We start from the raw sequence: 19,523 nt of genomic DNA, 5'->3' as shown, positions 1-19,523 counted from the left end.
AGTCGTCGCCCGGGGCGGAGAAAAGGGGCCGGCATGACGAGGAAGAGCACCACGGACGCCGGGAGCCGGCGCACGATCCGGGACGTGGCTTCCCACGCGGGAGTGTCCGCGTCGACGGTGTCGCGGGTGCTCGGCGGCGAGTACCCGGTGAGCACGGCGACGCGTACCCGGGTGATGCGGGCGGTCCGCGAGCTGGACTATGTGGCCGACGCGCGCGCCAAGGCGATCGCGGGGGCCGGCACACCGACGCTCGCGTTCGTCCTCGACGACATCACCGGGCCGTCGTTCGCGCACATGGCGCACGGCGTGGAGCGCGAGGCGACCCGGCTCGGCCATCTGTGTCTGGTGTGCAGCACGGACGGCGACACCGAGCACGAGCTGGAGTTCATCGAGATGATGCGCGCCCAGCGGGCCGCCGCGGTGATCCTGGTCGGCGGCGCCACGGACACCGCGGAGTACCGCGCGCGGATGGCACGCATCGCCGACTCCCTGGCGTCGGCCGGGTCTCGGCTCGTCCTGTGCGGGCGGCCACCGCTGGACCCCGGGACGCCGGTGACGGTCATCGAGTACGACAACGAGGGCGGCGCGTACGCCCTGTGCGCGCACGTCCTCGCCCAGGGCCACCAGCGGGTCCTGTTCCTCGGGGGCAGGCCGGACAGCACCACGGCCCAGGGCCGCGAGCGCGGTTACCTCGCCGCCCACCGGGCACGCGGCCTCGAACCCGATCCGGCGCTACGCCTGACCGGCGACTTCACCCGCGACTCGGGCCACCGCCTGATACGCCGGGCGCTGGAGCAGGGCCTGGACTTCACGGCGGTGATGGCCTCCACCGACATGGTCGCCTCCGGCGCCCTGACCGCCCTGCACGAGGCGGGTCTGCGCGTCCCGGCCGACGTCTCCCTCGTCGGCTACGACGACATCCCCTTCGCCCGCGACCTCCACCCTCCGCTGACGACGGTCCACGTCCCGTACGAGGAACTGGGCCGCCTGGCCGTCCGCACCGCCCTCGGCCGCACCCCGGAGACCCCGGACGAACACCTTCTCCTGGGGACGCACGTGGTCGTGCGCGACTCCGTGGCGGGGCCAGGGAGCGGCATCCGCCGATAGAAACCGGTTGTCGCACCCCGCCCTACGGTTCCGGCCTGCCGGTCACATGCGGGCCGGACCTGCTCGGCGGGGTCGCCGTCGTCACGGCCGGGGGGCTCCGCCGGAGCGACGGAAACGGCGTACGGCTGACAGCGGTGCCGTGCCGCGCACGGGCGAACCGGCAGGAAGGCGCGCTGCGGGTGTGGATTCCGGAGAGCTGAGCGGCCCGGCCGACTCCGCGTCCCACAGGGCGAGTTCACGGTCGCGCGGCCCGTGGACGGTGTGCGGTTCGCCGGTGCCGAAGACACGGACCGGGTGTGAGGTGTCCCAGGCCTGCCAGCCCGGGTCGCCCTCGGCCGCGAACCGCACCCAGGCGGCGTGCATCGCGTCGGCGAGCTCCTGCGGGGCGCCCTCACCCGCGAGCTTCGCCGACTCCGGCACGTCGGCGGTGTCGAAGACGAAGCCGAGCTCCAGAGCGTGGCAGGCGCCGAGGCCCGGCACGTTCGACGGCCAGGCGAACTCGTAGACGTACGAAGGGGTCTCGGGCGGGCGGGCATCGGCCAGCCGGTGCAGTGGCACCCGCAGGAGGTGGTCGGTGACCATTTGGCCGACAAGGTCGGCGGTGCCCGCGTCCGGGTGGATCGCGCGGTAGCCGCGGGGCACCTCGTGGCCGCAGTGGCAGCGGGCCATGGCACCGGCCAGGGCGACCGGGCCGAGCCGGTCGACGCGCTCCAGGAGACCACCGGGCACCAGCCACAGCCGGTACTCCTCGCTGGTCCAGCCCAGGAGCAGGCCGACGCCGGGCGCGGCGCCCTCGACCAGGGCCTGAAGCGGGTCGCGCGGGACGAGGTCGCCGTCGACGACGATGCCGAAGGCGGGCCCGCCGACCACCGGGCTGCTGAGTCTGCCCACCTCGGCCTGGGTGCGCAGAAGCAGGGCGCGGTCGACGGCGGCGAACGCCTCCGCCGTCGCCGGGATCTTCAGCCGGGTGGCCATCCTGCGCACCATCCGGCGCACCTTGTCGCGGTCGCTCGCCTCGGGCGGCCCGCTTTGCAGCACGGCCCGGTGGAACAGTCCGGCGGCGCGCGGACTGGCCAGCAGCGCCCCGATGCTGATGGCTCCGGCCGACTCACCGAACACGGTCACCCGGTCCGGGTCGCCGCCGAACCGCGCGATCGACGCGCGCACCCACTCCAGGGCGGCCAGCTGGTCGCGCAGTCCCGGGTTGGGCGGCGTGTCCGGGAAGAGGCCGTAACCCTCCACGCCCAGACGGTAGTTGACCGAGACGAGGACGATCCCGTCCCGGGCGAAGCCGCGTCCGTCGTAGACGGGCACGGCCGACGAGCCGCGGGTCAGCGCCCCGCCGTGGATCCAGACCATGACGGGGAGCCGGGCGCCGGGGCCGGGCTCCGGTGTCCACACGTTCAGGTTCAGACAGTCGTCGCCGGGGACGACGGGGTCGGCGAGGAGCCGCGCGAACGCCTCGGAGTACGGCGGCTTGGGCGGTGTCGCTCCGAAGACGCCCGCGTCACGCACCCCGTCCCAGGGCGCGGGCGGCGCCGGTGGCCGGAAGCGACGGGGGCCGAACGGCGGGGCCGCGTACGGGATGCCGCGGAAGACGGCGATCCCGTTCTCGTATCTGCCGCGCACCGCTCCGTACGGGGTGGTGACCACCGGATCCGCCTGCCGCGCCGCGTCCACCGCCATCCGACCACCAGCTCCTCGCCCTCCGTGAACGGTTCACATCAGAGCATCACATCACCTCCGGCTATTCCCCCGGACGTCCCTGACCGGCGCGCTTTTGGACGTCCCTATTTGGCGTACATCAACGTGCCGAAGCCGAGCTGGTCGAAGCCCCCGCTGTTCGGGCCGTAGTCCCCGCCGCCGCCCTCGGGGCGCACGCTCTCCGCCATGGCCTGGATGTACGGGACGAAGAGCCCGCGTCGGCGCGCGTAGTGGTAGTACAGGATGTCCCAGACAGGCCGGATCTCACCGCGGCTCGCGGACGAGATCACGGTCTGCGACTGCTGGGCGCAGCTCTGGCCCGTGCCCCAGGTGTACGTCGTGTAGGGCACGTCCTGGCCGAGGTTGTACTTGGCGACGTACTGGGCGCACTTCATGATCCGGTTGTCGCCGTAGCCGTACAGGTCCTCGCCCTGGGACCAGGCCGTCTCGCAGAAGGCACCGAGCTGGCCCATGCCCATCATGGTGTGGCCCTGGTCGCGGCCGCTCTCCTGGTACTGCGCGAGGCCCTGGCTGTCGTAGACGAACGGGACGGCGTGCGTGAGGGAGCCGTTGCCCGCACCGTTCTTGAAGTAGTTCACCGCCTGGTCGTACTTGGCCGCGTCGTCGCAGAGGATGCCGATGGCCAGGATCGAGTTCATGGTGCACAGATCCCAGTTGGCCCAGTAGTTGGTGATGCAGGCGGTGTTGTGGTGGAGCAGGAAGTCGTTGTTGAGCGGGTAGAAGACGTCGAGCATCATCGTCTTGAACCGCGCGAGGTCGAACCCGGCGTAGCCACGCATGAGTTCGGCGGCGTTCGCGAACTGGTAGCCGTAGATCCCGGCGGCCAGGAAGCGGTCTGCGTTGCCGGTGACGGTGGTGAGCTTGGCCGACCAGGCGTTGAGGATCTTGACGGCCGTGTCGGCGTTGGCGGTGGTCCCCGCGATCTTCCAGCGCAGGGCGTTCTGGTAGGCGGCGTGGATGTCGTTGTAGAGGATGCCGTAGTTCTCGCCGGTGCCGCCGCGGATGATGGTGGCCTGCGGGTTGGGGGTCCAGGTGGCGGCCGAGTGGCTGTTGGCGGTCAGGCGGTTCCAGCCGGAGAGCCACGGGTCGTCGCCCGCGGCGACCCGTACCTTGGCGCGGTTGAGCTCTCCGTAGGCGTGCAGCATTCCGGGGTGGGTGAAGGTCGCCGGTGCGGCGTCCGCGGTGCCACCGGTCAGGGCGGCGGTCCCGGCGCCGACGGCGAGGGCGGCGGTGAGACCGCCGGCGGTCTTCAGGAGACCGCGGCGACTCAATTCCGTGTGGTGGAGGTGCTGGTGGGGGGATGTGCGGCTCATCGCGGTTCAGCTCCAATCCAGTGGTGGATCTAGAGGGGGGTGATGCTCACCTCTTCGAACTCGGTGGTGCTGCGGACCAGGGGGCTGCGTGAGCAGACCACGAGGCCCACGTGGTAGAGGGCGTCACCGAAGCCGGGGATCTCTCCCGCGGCGAGGGGGGTCCAGGTGGCGCCGTCGTCGGTGGAGACGGCCGCGCTGAAGGCGGTCCCGGCGCGCTTCAGTCGCAGCAGGCCGGGGAGGGTGACCGCGGCGGTGCCCGAGAAGGCGGAGGTACCCGCCACGGTCTTGCGGAGCATGAGCTGTGCGGTGGTTCCGCCCGTGACGATCACCCCGGCCGCCTGGTCGAACGGCGACAGGGACTTGGCCATGAGCACCCCCACGCGGTCGGCACCGGCGCCGGTACGCGAGACGAGTCGGGTGGTGATCTCACAGTCGCCGGTGACGGGCTGTCGTACGAACTGGCCTGTCATCCCCTGGCCGTTGACGTTCAGGTCGACCCCGGCGCCGCGGACCGTGAAGGTTCCCCCGTCGTACGCGGTACTGCCGGGGGTACGGATCGCCACCACGCCGAGGGTGCCGAAGTCCCGGTCGTCGAGGACGACGTCGCCGAGGTCGCCGTACGTCCACGGGGCGGGTGGCGGCGTGCCCACCGTGAGAGTCAGGGTGCCGGAGGCGGTCCCGGACGCGTTGCCCGCGGTCGTGATGATGGTGAACTCACCTGTCCGGGTGGGAGTTCCGGAGACGAGGCCGGTGCGCCGGTCGACGCGGAGCCCGTCGGGCAGGCCGTCCGCGGTGAACCGTACGGGCTCGTGCGAGGCCCGCAGCAGATGACGGAAGGCGACGCCCTGGCCCGCGAACGCGGCATTCGGGGAGGTGAGTTCGGGCTTGGCCGGCGTCGGCATCACGGCGGGCGTGCGCGCCGAACGCGGACCGCGGCCGCCGGTGTTCGTCTTCGCGACCGCGTAGTGATACGTCGTTCCGGGCGTCCCGGTCGCGTCCGCGTACCGCAGGCGGGTGCCGAAGCCGACCGGGCCGACGCGGGAGGCGAGGGTCTCGTAGGGACCGCCGTCGTGCGTGGAGCGCAGCACCGTGTACCGGGCCGCGGGGTCCGGGTCGGTCCAGGCCAGCTCGACGGCGTCGGCACCGGTGGCGGCCCGCAGGTCGGTCGCGGCGCGGCTGGGGCGGGGCACGGACCAGACTTCGCCGTACGGGGAGGTCACGCTGACGTTGTCGAAGGCGCCGGTGCCGGTCTCGGCGTAGTCCTCGTCGACGCCGAGGCAGGAGGTCAGAGCCAGGCCCGCGTAGGCGGTGTGCCCCAACTCGATCTCTGTGGACCCGACTTCGGTCCACCGGATGCCGTCCGCAGAGATGGCCCCGGTACAGCGGGGGCCCCTGCGGGTCACCCGAACCCAGTACGGCGCCCACAGCCGGTAGCCGTCGCCCGCACCCTCGACATACGGCGCTTCCAGCGGTGTGGCCGACTCCGGCAGCTCGCCGAGGTCAGAGATCGGGAAGGACGCGCCGGTGGTGATCGCCTGCTGCTGGGAGGCAGGCACGGGCGTGCTCCCGGTGGCGGAGACGGACATCCCGGCCTGTGGGCGTACGGTCCACACGCCGCTCCAGGTGTGCAGCGGCAGCCCCTGGATCAGCATGGCGGCGTGTGCCGCGTCCGCGTCGAGGGAGGCGCGGACGGTGACGCCGATCTTGGAGTACTGCGAGCTGAGCGGCCACACGATCCGTGCGGTGACCGTGCCGTCGCCGTGCAGCGGAAGGTGCGCCAGGCGGTAGGTGTCGGCGGTGCCGGACGCCTCCAGCACGAACCGTTCGCCGTCGAAGACGGCGGCGCCGGGGATCCGCACCTCTCCGACGTCCCGGGTCGACCAGGGTTCGGGCAGACCGGCGGTGGCTGCGGACCAGGTCGAACTGCCGCTGTCTCCCTGGGAGTTGGCGGCGGAGACCGTGTAGAAGTACGTCCGGCCGGCGTGTGCGTCGCTGTCGGTGTACGTCGGTTTGTCGACGCCGGACGCGACCTCCTGGTACGGGCCCTCGACGGAGGTGGCCCGCCGGACCGTGTAGGTGGCGGCCCATGCGGACGGCAGCCAGGTCACGGTGACGGTCCTGTCGTCGCCCACCGCCGTGACGCCCGCCGGAGCCGTCGGCACGGTCGGCGAGGGTGCACTCGCGCCGGCGTAGGCGAAGGTGCCCCAGCTGGGCAGGTCGTCGTTGCTGCCCTCGACGACGCGGGCGCCGCCGGTGCCGCGGAAGACGGCGCTCTTCGTGTACGGGGCGTCGAGGCCGCGGACGCCGGCGTAGTGCGCGTACGCCATCTCGTAGATCGGTGGCAGGGTGCCGCGCCCGGTGGCAGAGACGGTCTTCTTGACGTACTTGCCGGTGCGGTCGAGGTCGGGGACGAAGGGGACGTCGCCGCCGAGGTTGTAGCGGGCGGCGTACTCGAAGTTGGCGAGGATACGGTGGCCGTCGTGGCCCCACAGGTCGACGCCCTGGTTCCAGGCGACCTGGGCGGCGTCCGCGAGCAGGCCGGCCGCGAGCTGTTCGTGGCCCTGGTCGCGGCCGCTCTCCTGGCCCTGTCCGGCGTCGGTGACGACACGGTGCGGGACGCTGCCGTTGCCCGCGCCCGCCGCCGCGAAGCGGAGGGCGTCCTCGAAGAGCGTGCGCTCCTCGCAGAACACGCCGATGGCCAGGATGGATTGAAGGGACGTCAGATCCCAGTTGCCGTTGGCGTAGAGCATGTAGCCGGAGAGGGCCGGATACCAGACGGTGAGGAAGGACTCCTCGCAGCGCGCGATGTCGGCGTCCGTCCAGCCGTCGTAGCCGGTGTGGCGGAGCAGCTCGGCCGCGTTGACGAACTTGAAGGCCTGCAGCCCGGCGCCGAGTGGGCCGTCGGCTCCGGTGATGGCGGTGAGCGAGACGGACCAGGCGTTGAGGATGTCGCGGGCCTTGTCGGCGTGCGCGCGGTCGCCGGTGACGGCCCAGATGTGGGCATTCTGGTAGGCGGCGGCCGAGTCGGCGACCGCCTGGTTCATGAAGTTGGCGGGGCCGCGGCCCCAGGAGGTGATCTGGCCGGTGTTCTGCACGGCGTACGACGCCGAGGAGCGCGCGTGGGCGGCGAGCGCCAGGTAGCCGTCGTAGACGGGTGATTCCTTCGCGGCGATCGCGGCCTTCATCCGGGCGAGGTCGTCGGCGCTGTGCAGCAGCCCGGGGTGGGCGAAGGCCGGGGCCCCGGTGTTCTCCTGGGCCTGCGCCCGGCCGGGCACGAGCAGTCCGCTCGCGCCCGACACCGGCAGCAGGGCCGCGGCAGCGCCGAGGAAGCCCCGGCGGCTGGGGCCTGTCCGGCGGATCGGGCCGGACTCGGGCGACGGTGCCTGGTCACATGCCCCCTCGACCCCGGCAAGATCCGCCGGGCGGGTCCCAGGTGCGGGGATCGTCATGACGCAGCGGCCGCCTCGGCCTCGGCGGTGGTGAGGAACGTGAGATTCAGGACGTGCTCGTTGTAGTACCACTGCACCGCGTCGGTGGTCGCGTACCACTTGGGCTTCTTCATCGAGTCGGCGATGACCGTGCCGTTGATCACCAGGTTCTCGAAGGTGACGTTCTTGATGGCGTGGTCGGCGTCGTAGCCGAGGAAGAGCGACGGGCCCGCATGCGTACCCGTGTAGGAGAGGTTCTTGACGTAGACGCCCTCGATGCCGCGGCCGACCGAGGTGTTGTACTTGGTGTTGTACATGACCCGCATGTGGATCACCTGGCCCCAGCGGAAGTCCTCGATGCGGACGTCCTCGATAAACACGTTCTTGATGAGGTTGGAGTCGCCGGGGTTGAGGGCGATGCAACCCTGGTAGCCCATCTGGGGCTCACGGTGGTCGAGGATGTCGAGGTTCTTGAAGACCAGGTTCTCCAGCACCTCGGGGGCGTCGGTGTTGCCATGCGTGCCGACGTTGATCGGGTGGGCGACGTCGGCCCACAGGGTGCAGTTCTGGACCGTGATGTCGCGGGTGTCGCCGTAGTAGTTCCAGCGGTGGGCGTAGATGGCGATGCAGTCGTCGGAGTTGCGCATGAAGCAGCCGTCGAAGACGACGCCGGTGGAGGAGAAGACGTCGAAGCCGTCGCCGTTGCCCTTCGAGCTGAACGAGCGCGCCTTCTTGATGTGGACGTTCTCGCTCTCGGCGAAGGTGCCCGCATATCCGTTCGGGTTCATGATGATGACGTCCTGGACGCCGATGTTCTTGCTGCCCTCACACAGGACGCCACCCGGGCCGGCGTACAGCATGCCGTGGCCCCTGAGGCAGGCCTTCTCCACGTCCTTGAAGAAGACCTGCGCGGTCAGGACGGCGCCGCCCGCCAGATAGACGGTCTTGCCGCTCGGAACGGTGAGGACGTTGCCGGTGACGCTGTGCACGCCGGGGCCGAAGTAGATGACGTCCGGATCGTCGGCGGCGGGCTGGTGGGGGTCGATGTGGTTGGTGATCAGGTGCAGCGCGTCGAAGATCTCGTCGTTGATCTGGACGACGACGTCACGCGGCTCGTCCAAGGTGAAGCGGAGGGTGTCACCGAGCAGTTCGGGGGTGATGCCGAGGGCGTCCGGTCTCACCCGGGCCTTGGTGGTGCCGCCCTTGAGGTAGGTGACCTCTATCTCGACGGAGCCCCGGAAGTCGAAGTACGCCATCGACGTGTTGTAGACCTTGCCCGACCCGGTGGTGGGGTTGATCTCCTCCAGCTGCGGCCGGTAGATGTCGAGGGTCCCCCACTCGCCGTCGGGGGCGACGCGGACCCGCACCTTGAAGCTGGTGTTGGTCGGCATGGCGGACGGACGCGGGTAGGTGACCAGCTTCGGCGCGCAGCGGTCGTCGTCCGTCGCGTCGGCCCGGGCCGTCGTGGCCGTCAGACCGGACAGACCGGCGGCGAGCACGGTGGCGCCGGCCGCCTGGAGGGCGGTACGGCGGGACAGCGGCGTGTTCATCAATGACTCCTCGCGAGGGCGAACAAGAGGGTGAACAAAGGGGAGCTTTTCGACCACGAATCGGCCTTTCGATCGCGGACCGATTGGCTTGGCAACCGGTTGTTGCGCGACGGGGCAGAGCTTCTTCCGGTCCGGAAACCGCGTCAAGAGCCTTGACGAACTTTCGAAAACAATGGGCAGCCTCAGCGACATGCGCCAGAGGGCCGGAGAGTTGCCGCGCGGCCTGCGGCGGTCGAACGAAGAGCAGATCATTGACCTGCTTCTCACTCAAGAACCCTTGCACCGTGCCGAGTTGACACGTCGGACGGGGGGTGTCCCGGACCACGGTCTCGACGATGGTGGGCGAGCTGATGGGACGCGGCCTGATCGACACGCTCGACGAGGAACCTGAGGCTCTCTCGACGGCCGCGCCGGAAACCGGTTGCTTCCGGGTAACCGACCGTGCTCGTGAAGCGGGCCTCGTATCAGCCCAGTTGAGACTCGGTGCACGCATCGGTGCACGCATCGGTGCACCGCCCTTCGGGCGGACGACGGGACTTTCACAACAGGCCCTCGGCGACGCCACGCTCGTGCTCAGTGAGACACCCGGCCTGGCCGCCGCGCTCAACCGCATGGCCGGGAAGGGAAGGGCCGTCTGACGTAAACCGCGGCCGCACCCCCGCACCGCATCCTCGTGGACGTCTGCGAGCAACCGGAGAGCAGGGCCGTGGCCGCGGCCTACACACAAAGCGACCGAGCCTCCGAACGACTCACCGACTCACCGACTCACCGACTCACCGACTCACCGACAGAGAACGCCAAGTAACCGTTTTCGACCCAGAGTCGAATCAGGGATCACACCAGCGGCACAAGCACGGACCGCCCCAAATCCGCGCGACCCCCGACTGTGCCGCTCCGCCCCGCCGTGACATGGGCGCATACAGCCGGACAGCTCCACCGGCATCGGCACTCGGCTCTCCGTCCCACACGATTGACCCGAACTTCCTGCCGGATCTACGGTAGAAGGCGCTTTCTGAAAATGTTTCCCAGCGCCTCAGGAGAGTCATGCCCAGCGCCCAGTTGCCGAGGGTCGTGTTCGCCATGGATCCGGTGCACCTGCCCCTGCTCTTCCCTCCGCCACTCCTGGCACGGCTCCAGCAGGCGGCCGACCTCGACCCCGCGCTCGTCGTCCAGGACTTCGCCGATCCGGCGGCGGCGGACGCGTTGTCCCGGGCCGAGGTACTGATCACCGGGTGGGGTTGCCCCCACCTCGACGCGAAGGTCCTGGCCGCGGCACCCCGGCTGCACACCGTCCTGCACGCCGCGGGCTCCGTCCGGTCGCTGGTCGGCGAGGCCCTGTGGCAGGGCGGAGTCACCGTCGCCAGCGCGGTGACCGGTAACGCGCTACCGGTCGCGGAGTACACGCTCGCCATGATCCTTCTCTGCGGAAAGGACACCTTCGCGCACCGCGAGCGCTTCCGCGGCACCCATGCCCACCCCTCCCCCGCCGAGACCGCAGACACGGGCAATCTCGGCCGCCGGGTGGGGATCATCGGCGCCTCCCGCGTGGGCCGCCGGCTGCTGGAACTGCTGCGGCCGTTCGACCTCGCCGTCTCGCTGTACGACCCCTATGTGGGCGCCACCGAAGCGGCCGCGCTGGGGGCCGAACCGCTGTCACTGGAGAACCTGTTGGGCACCAGCGACATCGTCAGCCTGCACGCCCCCGACATCCCCGAGACCCATCGGATGCTCGATCGCGACCGGCTCGCGCTCATCAGGGACGGCGGCGTACTGATCAACACCTCCCGCGGAGCCCTGGTAGACCCCGTCGCGCTCACCGACGAGTTGCTCTCCGGCCGGTTGAGTGCGGTGCTGGACGTCACCGAACCCGAGCCGCTGCCCGCCGGATCCCCGTTGTACGGACTGCCCAACGTCTTCCTCACCCCGCACATCGCCGGCTCGCTCGGCAACGAGCTGGCACGCCTTGGCGGCATCGTCGTCGAGGAGCTGGAACGCCTGGCCGCGGGCCTGCCGCCGGCCCATGAGGTACGTCACGCGGATCTGACCCGTGTCGCCTGAGTCCCGGTGTCGCCTGCGTCCCGCGCCGACGACGACCCGCCTGATCAGGTTCTTACCTCGAAGAAACGATGGGATACGGTTTCGGCACCGGAAGGGGCGTCCCCCCGGCACGTCCGGTCAAGGAGTCGCTACGGCGAAGGAGCCGCTACGGTGAGTCAGCGCAAGGCATCGGGCGACGCCGGCCGGGCCACCATCCGGGACGTGGCGGAACGAGCGGGCGTCTCCGTCGCCAGCGTCTCGCGCGTCCTGTCCGGCAACTATCCGGTCTCGGACGAACTGCGCCGACGCGTGATGAAGGTCGTACGGGACCTGGACTACGTCACCAACGCCCACGCCCGCTCCCTCGCCGGCGGCGGCACGCCGACGGTGGCCATTCTCATCAACAACATCACGGGTGCCGCGTTCGCGCACGTGGCCAAGGGAGTCGAGGGTGCCGCCTCACTGCGCGGCTGGCTCTCGCTGGTCGGCACCACCGGGGACGACCCGGAGCGGGAACTCGCGCTGGTGAACCTCATGCGCCAGCAGGGCGTCGCCGCGGTGATCCTACTCGGCGGCGCGTACGACTTCGACGAGTACCAGCTGAGAATGGCCCGGTTCGCCCGCTCCCTCGACGCGGCGGGCTCGCATCTCGTACTGGTCGGCAGGCCGCCGTTGGAGGGCGACGTACCGGCCACGACGGTCGACTACGACAACGAGGGCGGCGCCTACGCCATGGCCAGCCACCTGCTGTCCGCGGGCCATCGCCGCGTCCTGGTACTGCCGGGCCCTGCCGAACTCACCACGGCGCAGGGCCGGTTGAGAGGCGCCCGGCGGGCCTTCGAGGCGTACGGCGTGCCCTTCGATCCGGACCTGGTGCTGCACGGCCCGTACAGCTATGAGCATGGGTACGACGCCGTCGAGGAGGGCCTGCGGCGGGGACTCGACTTCACAGCCGTGCTCGCGGGGACCGACGTGGTCGCCGCGGGTGCCATGCAGGCCCTGCGCACGGCCGGGAAGAGAGTGCCCGAGGACGTCTCGATCGTCGGCTACGACGACATCCCCCTGGCCTCCCAGCTCACTCCGCAGCTGACGACCGTGCACGTCCCGTACGAGGAGATGGGCCGCGTCGCACTGCGCGCGGTGGCCGACCGGCGAGAGGGCGGCGCCGGCCGCCGCAAGAGCGGCGACGGCGAGCACTTGGTGCTGGGTACACATGTCGTCGTACGGCACTCCGTCCAGCCACCCGCACAGCGGGCTTAGCGTGTTTCGCGGCAGCGTTACGTAAGCGTTTTCACAGCGTTTTCGCGGCTCATCAAGGGCGTGCACCGCGCGGGCAGAAGGCCGCGCGGCCATCGCCCAAGCGCCTCCCACCTGTGCACTTTCCCTCTCGCACCGGGGCGCACCGGGGTGCACCGCAGCGTTCCGGATAACCCCACGGACAACCCGGCGTAACAATTTTCGGCAGACCTCTTGCTAGGGACTGACCGCTCGGCCTACCGTCCACAGCAACCGCTTACTACCGCTTCTGCTTGGCCCGACCTCCCGCAACCGCGAGCCGACCCGACGGTTTTCCGGCCGCCGTTTCCCGGCCGGCGCGGAGCCGCCGTCCTCTCGTTCTGAGAACGCCAACCTCCCGAAGGATCACGGTCAGATGAACTCCATCAGCCCCCGCAGAAGAGTCGTCCACGCCGCCGTCGCGGGTCTCGCGCTGACCGGCCTGCTCACCGCGTGCGGTGGATCCGGTTCCGGAGACTCGTCCTCCTCCGGTCCGGTCACCCTCCCCTTCTGGGGCTGGGCCAACGGCCAGGAAGCCGTCGTCAAGGCCTTCAACGCGAGCCACAAGGACATCAAGCTCAAGTACACGAAGGTCACCGACCAGCTGACCATGCAGAAGCAGCTGACCAACGCCGTCAAGGCCGGTAACGCCCCCTGTCTGGTGCAGAACACCGCCGAGTACGTGACCACGTGGGTTTCGCAGGGTGCCCTCGCCGACATCACCAGGTACGTCGAGGCCGACAAGGACAAGTTCAACGCCGGCGCCTGGGCCGGTGCCCAGGTGCAGGGCAAGGTCTACGGCGTTCCCACCAGCTCGGCGCCCGCCTTCACCATCTACCGCACCGACATCTTCCAGAAGTACGGCCTGAAGGCTCCGTCGACGTGGGACGACTTCATCGCCGCCGGGAAGGTACTGAAGAAGCACGGCATCAAGCTCACCAACTACGCCGGTGAGGACCCGAGCACGCTCGAGGTGCTCGCGATGCAGGCCGGGGCGCACTGGTACAGCATCGACGGCAACGCGTGGAAGGTGAACTTCCAGGACACGGGCACCCTCAAGGCCGCGCAGACGATCCAGGAGATCATCGACAACGACCTGAACTCCAAGCTCTCCTTCGCCGACTACGCGGCCGTGCAGCGCAACTACGACCAGGGCGGCACGGCGACCCGGCAGATCTCCACCTGGCAGATGGCCGGCATGGTCCAGAACTTCACGAAGTCCAACGGGAAGTGGGCCCTGTCCCCGTGGCCGACCTTCAAGGGTGAGGCGGCCAAGACCCCGGCCGGAACCAACCAGAGCGGCGGACTGACCCTGGTCGCCAAGCAGTGCAAGAACCAGGAGCAGGCGGCCCAGGCGGCTCTGTGGATGTCCACCGACACCGGCGCGGTCAAGACCATGGCGAGCCCGGCCACCGGCAACGGCGTCATGCCCGCGCTGGCCGACAGCGGCTCGTACGTCGCCGAGGCCATCTCCGACAAGCTGCTCGGGGACAACTACGAGCCGGGCAAGAAGATCGTGACGGACAGCCTGAACACGGTCACCGGCGACTGGACCTTCGGCCCGGACTGGACCGCGATGTTCACGGAGATGCAGAGCGGCTGGGCCAAGGTCATCAACAAGGACCAGAAGGTCACCGACCTGCTGGCCCACATGCAGGAGTGGACGGTGGGCGACCTCAAGTCCCGCGGCATCAGCGTCAAGAACTAAAGGCTCCCCGCATGATCCGCTCCCAGCGCTGGAAGGGTGCCGCCTTCACGGTGCCCTTCCAGCTCGGCTTCGTCTTCCTGTATCTCGTCCCGATCGGCTACGCCGTCTACCAGTCCCTGTTCCTGGAACAGCAGTCCGGACTCGGCCTCGGCGGCGCCACGCAGAAGTTCGTCGGCCTGGACAACTACCAGCACGGCCTGACCGATTCGGCGTTCATGAACTCCGTCCTGCGGGTGTTCCTGTTCGCCTGCGTCCAGATCCCGGTGATGCTCGCCGTCAGCCTGCTGCTCGCCCTGTTGCTGGACGCGCTCACCGCACGGGCGGCCGGCAGGTTCCGGATCCTGCTGCTGGTCCCGTACATGATCCCCGGTGTGGTCGCCGCCATCGTGTGGATCAACCTCTACAGCCCCACGGTGGGCCCGCTGACATCGCTGGGCGACCTCTTCGGTTTCCACTGGAACTTCTTCGCGCCCTCGATGGTCTGGCCGTCCATCGGCAACCTGCTCACCTGGCACGGTATCGGCTACAACATGGTGATCATCTACTCGGCGCTCCAGGGCGTGCCCCGCGACCTGTTCGAGGCCGCACGCCTCGACGGCGCCTCCGAGGTGCGCATCGCGCGCAGCATCAAGATCCCGTACGTGCGCGGAGCCCTGGTACTGACCGGCCTGCTGTCCATCATCCAGATGCTGCAGATCTTCAACGAGCCCGCGCTGCTCAGGAACGTCACACCGCAGACGGTCGACGACAGCTTCACCCCGATCATGATCATCTACAACCAGGCGTTCAACGCCGGCAACTACCACTACGCCGCGGCCCTGTCGGTGCTGCTCGCCCTCATCCTCGGCGTCGCCTCCTTCCTCTTCTACCGGTTCACTTCGAAGGAGGTCGACTGATGATGCTGACGGAACATCGGAGCGAGAACACCACCAAGCGGCCCCCCGCCCGCCCCGTCCGTCGGCTCACCCGCCCCGACGACGCCTCCCGCGGGCGGGGTGGCCAGCGCTTCCTCCTGGTCGGTCTGATCCTGGCCAGTGCCTACAGCCTCTTCCCGGTGTGGTGGCTGATCGTCGCCGCCACCAAGGACCGGACCGGGCTGTACCAGAGCAACGGCCTGTGGTTCTCCGGCATGCACCTGTGGGACAACCTGCACCAGCTGTTCACCTACGAGGACGGCATCTTCCTGCGCTGGACCGCCAACTCCTTCCTGTACGCGGGAGTCGGCTCCCTCGGCGGCACCCTGATCGCCCTCGCCACCGGATACGGCCTGGCCCGCTTCGAATTCCCGGGGCGAGGCGTGGTGTTCGCATGTGTCGTGGGATCGTTTCTGATCCCGCTCGCCCTGCTGACCCTCCCCCTGTACCTGCTGTTCTCGGAGATCGGGCTGGTCGACACCCCGTGGGCCATGCTCATCCCCTGCCTGATCAACCCGTTCAGCGTGTACCTGGCCAAGGTCTACACCGAGGCCACGATCCCCTTCGAACTCCTGGAGGCGGCCCGCCTCGACGGTGCCGGGGAGCTGCGGATCTTCTTCAGCATCGTGCTGCGGATGATGACGACAGGCGGCGCCACCGTGTTCCTGCTCGCCTTCGTCAACACCTGGAACGCGTTCTTCCTCCCGCTGACCGTGCTGCGCGGCGAGAAGAACTGGACCCTCAACATCGGCCTGTACAACTGGACCGGCAAGCGGCTGGAGTCCGGCATCGACCTGACGAGCCTCGTCCTGACCGGCGCGCTGCTCTCCATCGTGCCGATGGCGATCATGATGGTCGCGATGCGCCGCTACTGGCGCACCGGTGTCACCCTGGGGGCCCTCAAATGACCGCACCCCGGACCGTGGCGCGCAACCCCGTCATCCGCGGCTTCGCCCCGGACCCCTCGCTGATCCGGGTCGGCGAGTGGTACTACGTGGCCACCAGCTCGTTCGAGTGGTTCCCCACCATCCCCCTCCACCGGTCCCGGGACCTGGCGCACTGGGAGTACGCGGGACATGTGCGAGGCGCGGTCCCGGGGGACTCGCTGGCCGGGGTTCCCGACTCGGGCGGCATCTGGGCGCCGTCGCTGAGCTGGGACGGCGAGCGGTTCTGGATCGTCTACTCGATCGTGCGCTCGGTGGGCACCGTCTACTTCGACCTGGACACGTACGTCACCACCGCCACCGACGTGGCCGGGAAGTGGACCGCCCCGCGCCGCGTCACCAGCCATGGCTTCGACCCCGCGCTCTTCCACGACGAGGGACGGCTGTGGCTGCTCAACATGCAGAGCGACCACCGTCCCGGCGGCAAGCGCTTCGCGGGGATCGTGCTGACCGAACTCGACCGCGACACCCTCGCCCCGCTCGGCGACACGCGCCTGCTGCTGCAGCACGAACGGCTCATCGAGGGGCCCAAGTTGCTGCGGCGCGACGGCTGGTACCTGCTCGTGCTCGCGGAGGGCGGCACGGGATTCGAGCACGGCGTGCTGGTGGCGCGCAGCCGGACCGTGACCGGTCCGTACGAGCTCGACAGCCGGCCCCTGCTGACGGCCCGGGACGCCCCTGAAGTGCCGTTGCAAAAGGCCGGGCACGCGGAACTGGTCCAGACGCCGGACGGCGAGTGGTTCATGAGCCATCTGGCGGCCCGCCCGCTGCGGACCCCGGACGGACCCCGTTGCACCCTCGGCCGCGAGACCGCGATCCAGGGCGTGACCTGGGACGCGGACGGCTGGCCCCGGCTGCGCCAGGGCGGCCGGCACCCGGCGGTCGAGGTCGACGTACCCGCTCGCCCCGGCCCACGGCCCCCGGCTGCTGGGCCCTGTCGTCACATTCCCGTCTGCCCCGCGACGACAGGACCCATGACCGACGCGCTGTCCTGGCCGTGGAGCACCCTGCGCGCATACCCGGATCCGTCCTGGGCCGACACCAGCGGCCGTCCCGGCTGGATCCGACTGCGCGGCCGTCAGGGCCCGGAGTCCCGGTGGGAGCAGAGCCTGCTCGCCCAGCGGATCACGGAGCACCGCGCGGAGGCCGAGGTCACGGTCGAGGCCGCGCCGCGCACCTTCACCCAGGCCGCGGGCCTGGTGCTCTGGTACGACACCGCGTCGTATCTCACGCTCGATCTGACCTGGGCCGAGCCCGAGGGCGAGCCACAGCGTGGCCAGCAGTGGAAGGGCACCGGCCGCACGGTGCTCAGTCTGCTGGAACGCGACGAGGAGGGCGCCCGGCAGGTGGCAGTCGACGACATCGACACGGGTGGTCCGGTCACCCTGGGTGTGACCGTCGACGGCGCCGACGCACAGTTCTGGTACCTGCGAGACGGGGAGCGCACGCCGATCGGGCCGCCGCTCGACTTCAGCCGCCTGTCCGACGACTACGGATCCCGGCTGCGTTTCACCGGCGCGTTCGCCGGTATCCGCGCCCACGACCTCGTCGACGCCGCCTTCACCGCCGACTTCACCGGCTTCCGGCTCACCTGCACGCCCGGGTGACCTCCCGTCGGCGTTCGATGTTTCGAAAGTTTTGGCCAGCGTGATCCTGCGAATACCCGCCTCTTCACGCCCGTATGGAGGCGGGCTTACTGTAGGAAGCGCTTACCATACGTCGCTCGGCTCTCCTTGCGTGAGCAGCGCGACGTGAAACTTTCGATGGCCCTCGGGCGGGCCGGAGAGGCGGTTTCTCGATGGCCCGTACCGGGAGCGGGAGCACGGCGGTCGGACCCACCCTGGCAGTTGTCGCCCGCGCGGCCGGGGTGTCGGTGCCCACGGCGTCGAAGGTCGTCAACGGCCGGGAGGACGTGGCCCCGGAGACCCGCCGCCGCGTCACCGAGGCCCTCGACCACCTCGGCTATGTCCGCAGACCCCGCTTCGAGGCGACAAAACCTCCGGGGCTGGTCGACCTCGTTCTGCACTCACTGGAGAACTCCGGGTCGGGGGCGGTACTGCACGGCGTGGAGGGCGCGGCGCACGACGCGGGCCTGGAGGTGGTGGTCTCGGCGGGTCTGAACAGGAGCGGGGGCGGGCGCCCGGAGCGCGGCTGGCTGGACAAGCTCACCACGCGCGGCTCGGCAGGCGTACTGTTCAACCTCGCCGAGCTCACCCCGTCCCAGTACGCCTGGCTCGACCAGCACCGCATCCCGTTCGTGATGATCGACCCGGTCCTCGAACCACCGCCCGGCGTGGTGTCGGTGGGCGGGGCCAACTGGCAGGGCGGGGTACTGGCGACGGAGCACCTCCTCTCCCTCGGCCACGAACGCATCGCCGTCATCGGCGGCTACCGCCGCAAGATGTGCGGCAGCGCCCGTGTCGCCGGCTACCGCTCGGCCCTCGCCTCGGCGGGCATCAAGCACCGCCCCGAGTACGTCCGTTACGGCAGCTTGAATGAGACCGGCGCCCACCGTCGCATGCTGGAACTCCTCGACCTGCCGGAACCGCCCACCGCCGTCTTCGTCTGCTCCGACAAGATGGCCCTGGGCGCCTACCAGGCCCTGTCCGAAAGGAAGTTGAGCGTCCCGGACGACATCAGCGTGGTCGGCTTCGACGACCTTCCCGAGTCCCGCTGGGCCACCCCGGCCCTCACCACCGTCCGCCAGCCGCTCTCCGAGATGGCGGCGACGGCACTGCGCCTGCTGGTGCGCATGATGGCGGGCGAGCAGCCGGAGGGCACGCGTACGGAGCTGTCGACGCGTCTGGTGGAACGGGCGAGTACGGGGCCGGTGGCGAGTGCTCAGCGGGCGGCCGCCCAGGTGATGCCGCCGAGCAGATGCGCACGGAAGCCGGGGTCCTCGTACGCCTCCGAGGCGTGCCCGAGCGCGGTGTAGAAGACCCGGCCCGCGCCCTGCTCCCGGCACCACACGAGGGGATGGTCCCGGCCCATGCCCCCGCCCTCGTACGAGGATTCGTCGGCGGAGACGAGGACGCGGACCGAACCACGCGGACTGGCGCGGAAGTCGTACCACTCATCCGTGAACTCCCAGACGGGTGGGAGGTGTTCGGTCGCCGGATGCCCGTGGTCCTCGACGAGCGCCTTGCCCGGCTGGTACTCCGGATGCCGGTCGAAGCGTGCGCCGAGGAGCTCGCCGTAGTACGGCCAGTCGTACTCGGTACAGGCGGCGGCGTGCACCCCGACGAACCCGCCGCCGCCCTCGACGTACGCCGCGAGCCGGGTCCGCCCCTGAGGGGTCAGCACATCCCCGCTGGTGGAGAGGAAGACGACCGCCGCGTACGGGTCGAGGGGCGTCTCGAAGGCGCCGGGGTCCTCGGTGGCGTCGACGGCGAACCCGTGTGCCGCGCCCAGCGACCGTACGGCGGTGACGGCGTCCGGGATGGAGTCGTGCCGGTAGCCGGTGGTGCGGGTGTAGACGAGAACGCGGGAGATCACGGGACCGAGTCTATTTCCGCGGTGGGG

The 19,523-nt window shown here is 70.0% G+C and carries 14 protein-coding genes; 9 read left to right on the top strand and 5 right to left on the bottom strand.

Annotated features, from left to right (window positions below; genetic code table 11):
• Nucleotides 1–33 precede the first annotated feature (33 nt).
• Complete coding sequence (locus OG747_RS35345) at nucleotides 34–1,107, top strand: LacI family DNA-binding transcriptional regulator (protein ID WP_405883412.1); 1,074 nt, start codon at nucleotides 34–36, stop codon at nucleotides 1,105–1,107.
• Nucleotides 1,108–1,188: 81 nt separating this feature from the next.
• Here OG747_RS35345 and OG747_RS35340 read toward each other — a convergent pair whose 3' ends face one another.
• The 4 genes from OG747_RS35340 to OG747_RS35325 all read right to left on the bottom strand — a co-directional run bounded on the left by OG747_RS35340 (nucleotide 1,189) and on the right by OG747_RS35325 (nucleotide 9,123).
• Nucleotides 1,189–2,793: a carboxylesterase/lipase family protein gene (locus OG747_RS35340; protein WP_405883411.1), complete on the bottom strand. Its 1,605-nt coding sequence runs from the start codon at nucleotides 2,791–2,793 to the stop codon at nucleotides 1,189–1,191.
• Between the two features lie 104 nt (nucleotides 2,794–2,897).
• Nucleotides 2,898–4,145, bottom strand: coding sequence for an alginate lyase family protein (locus OG747_RS35335; protein WP_405883410.1), 1,248 nt, complete (start codon nucleotides 4,143–4,145; stop codon nucleotides 2,898–2,900).
• A gap of 29 nt (nucleotides 4,146–4,174) precedes the next feature.
• Nucleotides 4,175–7,420, bottom strand: coding sequence for an alginate lyase family protein (locus OG747_RS35330; protein ID WP_405885864.1), 3,246 nt, complete (start codon nucleotides 7,418–7,420; stop codon nucleotides 4,175–4,177).
• 170 nt (nucleotides 7,421–7,590) lie between these two features.
• The gene (locus tag OG747_RS35325) at nucleotides 7,591–9,123 is read right to left on the bottom strand and encodes a glycosyl hydrolase family 28 protein (protein ID WP_405883409.1); all 1,533 of its coding nucleotides are present in this window, start codon (nucleotides 9,121–9,123) and stop codon (nucleotides 7,591–7,593) included.
• A 335-nt stretch (nucleotides 9,124–9,458) separates the two neighbouring features.
• On the opposite strand from OG747_RS35325, the gene OG747_RS35320 reads away from it, so the two are divergent.
• From OG747_RS35320 to OG747_RS35285, 8 genes are all read left to right on the top strand, one after another.
• Nucleotides 9,459–9,761, top strand: a complete 303-nt coding sequence (locus OG747_RS35320; RefSeq protein WP_405883408.1) for a hypothetical protein — start codon at nucleotides 9,459–9,461, stop codon at nucleotides 9,759–9,761.
• Between the two features lie 406 nt (nucleotides 9,762–10,167).
• On the top strand, nucleotides 10,168–11,181 hold the full coding sequence (locus OG747_RS35315) for a hydroxyacid dehydrogenase (protein ID WP_405883407.1): 1,014 nt from the start codon (nucleotides 10,168–10,170) through the stop codon (nucleotides 11,179–11,181).
• A 150-nt stretch (nucleotides 11,182–11,331) separates the two neighbouring features.
• Nucleotides 11,332–12,420 carry a LacI family DNA-binding transcriptional regulator gene (locus OG747_RS35310; protein WP_405883406.1) on the top strand — a complete coding sequence of 363 codons (1,089 nt, stop codon included), beginning with the start codon at nucleotides 11,332–11,334 and terminating at the stop codon, nucleotides 12,418–12,420.
• A gap of 391 nt (nucleotides 12,421–12,811) precedes the next feature.
• The gene (locus OG747_RS35305) at nucleotides 12,812–14,143 is read left to right on the top strand and encodes an ABC transporter substrate-binding protein (RefSeq protein WP_405883405.1); all 1,332 of its coding nucleotides are present in this window, start codon (nucleotides 12,812–12,814) and stop codon (nucleotides 14,141–14,143) included.
• 11 nt (nucleotides 14,144–14,154) lie between these two features.
• On the top strand, nucleotides 14,155–15,039 hold the full coding sequence (locus OG747_RS35300) for a carbohydrate ABC transporter permease (RefSeq protein ID WP_405883404.1): 885 nt from the start codon (nucleotides 14,155–14,157) through the stop codon (nucleotides 15,037–15,039).
• Nucleotides 15,039–15,965 (top strand): carbohydrate ABC transporter permease, encoded by a 927-nt coding sequence (locus OG747_RS35295; RefSeq protein WP_405883403.1) that lies wholly within the window; start codon nucleotides 15,039–15,041, stop codon nucleotides 15,963–15,965. The genes OG747_RS35300 and OG747_RS35295 overlap by 1 nt, the downstream gene beginning before the upstream one ends.
• Nucleotides 15,962–17,608: a glycoside hydrolase family 43 protein gene (locus tag OG747_RS35290; RefSeq protein WP_405883402.1), complete on the top strand. Its 1,647-nt coding sequence runs from the start codon at nucleotides 15,962–15,964 to the stop codon at nucleotides 17,606–17,608. Before OG747_RS35295 ends, OG747_RS35290 begins: the two co-directional genes overlap by 4 nt.
• A 191-nt stretch (nucleotides 17,609–17,799) precedes the next feature.
• Nucleotides 17,800–18,936, top strand: coding sequence for a LacI family DNA-binding transcriptional regulator (locus OG747_RS35285; RefSeq protein ID WP_405883401.1), 1,137 nt, complete (start codon nucleotides 17,800–17,802; stop codon nucleotides 18,934–18,936).
• On the opposite strand, the gene OG747_RS35280 is transcribed toward OG747_RS35285, so the two are convergent.
• A complete protein-coding gene (locus tag OG747_RS35280) occupies nucleotides 18,843–19,496 on the bottom strand; it encodes a ThuA domain-containing protein (RefSeq protein WP_405883400.1) in 654 nt (217 codons plus the stop codon). The two genes, OG747_RS35285 and OG747_RS35280, sit on opposite strands and share 94 nt — an antisense overlap.
• Nucleotides 19,497–19,523 lie beyond the last annotated feature (27 nt).

Source organism: Streptomyces sp. NBC_01384 (assembly GCF_045040035.1).
Lineage (GTDB): Bacteria > Actinomycetota > Actinomycetes > Streptomycetales > Streptomycetaceae > Streptomyces.
Note: the sequence above shows the minus strand (reverse complement) of the source record. Positions and strands in the feature narration are given on the sequence as shown.